The sequence below is a fragment of the Catonella sp. genome (assembly GCF_052169795.1).
Taxonomy (GTDB): domain Bacteria; phylum Bacillota; class Clostridia; order Lachnospirales; family Lachnospiraceae; genus Catonella.
This window is the reverse complement of record NZ_JBQNBU010000140.1, coordinates 1-3,949: the sequence shown is the minus strand read 5'-3', so window position 1 is coordinate 3,949 and position 3,949 is coordinate 1. Positions and strand designations below refer to the sequence as shown.

Genomic DNA, 3,949 nt, shown 5'->3' with positions numbered 1-3,949 from the left:
CAAATTTAGCTTTACCAACCCCATCAGAAATCACATCATCAACATTATTAACTAGTATTTTTGTTCCTTTTTCTGCAACTTCTTCTATTACGTCTTCGCTTGTTTCCTTAAATCCTTTTCCTATTACATTTTCTGCTACTTCTCCTACTGCTCTATTTACTCCCGGTGTCTTTATTTTATTTACTGCTGCTTGTCCACCTTTTATTATTAATGGTACTGCTAATGCAAGAAGTACATTCCTTATACCATTCTCAGCCGATTGAACTATATTTACTTCTTTTTTTACGTCTACAAATGCTTGTCTTGCTACATCTTCTCATACACTGTTCCCCCCCTTGAACCTTTTTCTTTATTTTACACCTATTTTGTACTTTATACCATACAATTACAATTTATTTCAGTCAAATTCATCTAAATTAATGATTAAAACATCATACTTGCACTTATATGTTATAGTGTAGTAGAATATATTTGTATACAACAAATATTCGGGAGGAAAGAATGGTATTATCCTGTAATAATATTTCAAAAGAATTTGTAACCGGCCCTGTACTTAAAGAGGTCAGTTTCCACATAAATGAGCATGAAAAGGTTGCTGTCGTAGGCATAAACGGTGCCGGCAAGTCCACTCTATTAAAAATAATCATGAACGAGATGCCTTCCGATAGCGGAGATGTATTCCTTGCAAAGGGTGCTGCCATAGGCTATCTTGCACAGCACCAAAACATAGATACCGAACTTACCATCTTTGATGTGATGCTTGAAGTAAAAAAAGATATTCTTGAACTGGCAGATAAGATGCGTAGTCTTGAAACTAAAATGAAACAAGCAGATGGTACTTCTCTTGATGCTGTTTACGAAGAATATTCCAAAGTTACGCATGAATTTGAGCTTAAAAACGGTTATGCCTACAAAAGTGAGATAACCGGTATATTAAAAGGTCTCGGCTTTGAAGAAGATGAGTTTAGCAGAAAGGTAAACACTCTCTCCGGTGGTCAGAAAACAAGAGCTTACCTTGCAAGACTTCTGCTTTCAAAACCTGATATTATCCTGCTTGACGAGCCTACCAATCATCTTGATATGAAAGCTATAGGCTGGCTTGAAACTTATCTTAGAAATTTTAGCGGAGCTGTCCTCATAGTTGCACATGATAGATATTTTCTTGACAATGTTGCTGAAAAAGTAGTAGAGATTAACAACTGTAAGGCAACTACCTTCTTGGGCAATTATACAGATTATGCTAATAAGAAAAAGGCTTTGCGAGAAGCCGAACTAAAGGCATACCTTAATCAACAGAAAGAAATAGCACATCAGGAAGCCGTAATAGATAAACTCCGTTCTTTTAACCGTGAAAAATCTATTAAAAGAGCTGAAAGTCGTGAAAAAATGCTGGGTAAAATCGAAAAAACAGATAAACCTGCTGAAGTAGATGCCTCTATGAAAATATCACTTAAGCCCCATAAACAAAGCGGTAAAGATGTATTAAATGTAGAAAATTTAACAAAGTCCTTTGATTATACTCTTTTTGAAAATATCAACTTCGAAATAAAAAGAGGTGAAAGAGTTGCAATTATAGGCGGTAACGGTACCGGAAAGACCACCCTTCTTAAGATAATAAACGGTCTTCTACCTTCAGACAGTGGTAAGGTAACTCTCGGAACTAATGTTGAAATAGGCTACTACGATCAGGAGCATCAGGTTCTAAGCCAAGATAAAACTTTATTTAACGAAATATCTGATGAATATCCTTATCTAACTAATACTGAAATAAGAAATGTACTTGCAAGTTTCCTTTTTACTAAGGACGATGTATTTAAACTTATCGGCACCTTATCCGGTGGTGAAAAGGGGCGTGTTTCCCTTGCAAAGCTAATGCTCTCTGAGGCAAATTTCTTACTTCTTGACGAGCCTACCAACCACCTTGATATTACATCTAAAGAGATTCTTGAGGATGCCCTTAACAGCTACGAAGGCACTGTGCTTTATGTCAGCCATGACAGGTATTTTATAAATAAAACAGCAACCAGGATACTTGACCTTACCGGCAAACAGCTTCTTAATTACATAGGCAATTACGATTATTATTTAGAAAAAAAAGACACCTTAGAGTCTGCCTTTTTAAATAATATTGACTCTGATAAAATTGTACAAAATGAAACTTCTGCCAACAGGCAGAATTGGCAGTTGCAAAAAGAAGAGCAAAAAGAACTTCGTAAAATACAGAATGAACTGAAACGAATTGAAGACGAAGTTGCAAGACTGGAAAAGGAAAATACCGAATTTGAGCAACAGCTCTTAAACCCTGCTATCTCTTCAGATGTCGGCAGACTAATGGAAATCCATAAGCAAAAAACTGCCAATGACGAACGCATAGAAAGCCTTTTAGAGAGATGGGAGGAGTTGTCCGTAAATGTCTGATACAAATATTAGAATTATAAATATAAGCGGAGGGGCTATCATTATGATAAACCCTCCGTTAAATTGTGAAAGTTTTATCAATATAAAGCTCATCAATAAAATATCAAAGGAAGATGAGACATCCTTTCTCTTCCCTGCTCTGTTTGGAGATTTTCACTGTTTTGAAAAAGAAGTTGTGTCCAATGAACTTTATGAAATCTATCAAAACCGGAGAAAAGACTTTACTCATGAAAATATTTTTATATTTGAAGCTGTACAAAGCGGAGAAACAGATAGCCAATACAACCTTAACACACTTATTTTATATGCAGAAGCTATAATCTCTGCCCAAAATGATATAAAAGAAACAGCTCTTTCTTCTTCATTTGAACAATTTCTCCAAAGTTCATTTTACTCTGAGTTTATAAAAGAATACAATTTCACTTCCTCTGAAATTATTATATTAAAAAGTCTGATAAAATACGCCTTTCTTACCGGAATAGACCTTATCAGACTAATAGAAGAAATCAAGCAAAACTTAGAAGACAAAGCCAACAAAAAGCTGCTTAGAAAGGAGTTTCTCAGTGTTCTCAGACAAAGACTTGCTTAACAGAGCTTTTTCGCATATTTATGTAGAAGACAAAGTCAAAAATAATGCTAAGACAACGAGTATCTTAAATAAGTTCCCAAACAGCACTGTTATTAGCATAAATCACTACAAAGATGTTTTTACGCCTGCCGGTCAGAATCTTCTGCTTGCCAAACATTCTCCTTCGCTTATAATTGCGAAGAAAGAAGGAAGGCTTATATATGAGGGTGCACCGGTATGTGAGGACTTCGGCAATGAACATTTTTACTATACCTCACTTATAATGAACTGCTATTATGATTGCGAATACTGCTATCTTATGGGTATGTATCCTTCTGCCAATATAGTGATTTTTGTAAATATAGAAGATATTTTTGCTGAACTGGACCAATTATTAAACGAGCATCCTGTGTATATATGCATTTCTTATGATACGGATTTACTGGCTTTAGAAGGGATTACAGGCTTTATAAAGGAATTTATATCTTACACTGCAAAACATAAGAACCTCACTGTTGAATGCCGTACAAAAAGTGCAAACATAGGCATTATTAAAAAATATTTGGATGAGGGGCTTATCATACCTAAAAATTTTATTTTTGCATGGACACTCTCTCCTGCCGAGATTGCAACAAAGTACGAGCATAAAACTCCTGATTTTGATAGCCGTCTTAAAGCCGTTAAAACCGCTATAAGCTTGGGTCTAAGTCTCAGGCTCTGTTTTGATCCTATATTAAAAGTACCTGACTGGGAAAATCTATACAGTGATATGTTGAACAGAGTTTTTTCCGAAATCCCTGCACAAGCTCTAAAGGACATAAGCATAGGCAGTTTCAGGGTATCTAAGGATTTTCTTTCTAAAATGAAGAAAAAGCGTGAAAATTCTATAATTTTAAACTATCCTTATACTCTTGAAAATGGTGTATATTCATACGGCCTCGTAGAAAATAAAAAACTGACCGA

Annotated in this window: 4 protein-coding genes; all 4 read left to right on the top strand. The window is 35.2% G+C overall.

The annotated features are described in order from the left end of the window. Positions 1–263: hypothetical protein (locus ACTTKP_RS11550; protein ID WP_442554050.1), on the top strand; the 263-nt coding region annotated here is incomplete at its 5' end. 238 nt (positions 264–501) lie between these two features. Then, positions 502–2,418, top strand: coding sequence for a ribosomal protection-like ABC-F family protein (gene abc-f / locus ACTTKP_RS11545; RefSeq protein ID WP_442554049.1), 1,917 nt, complete (start codon positions 502–504; stop codon positions 2,416–2,418). Beyond that, positions 2,411–3,007, top strand: coding sequence for a hypothetical protein (locus tag ACTTKP_RS11540; RefSeq protein ID WP_442554048.1), 597 nt, complete (start codon positions 2,411–2,413; stop codon positions 3,005–3,007). The genes abc-f and ACTTKP_RS11540 overlap by 8 nt, the downstream gene beginning before the upstream one ends. Then, the coding region (locus ACTTKP_RS11535) for an SPL family radical SAM protein (RefSeq protein ID WP_442554047.1) at positions 2,982–3,949 on the top strand (968 nt) is incomplete at its 3' end. The genes ACTTKP_RS11540 and ACTTKP_RS11535, both read left to right, overlap by 26 nt.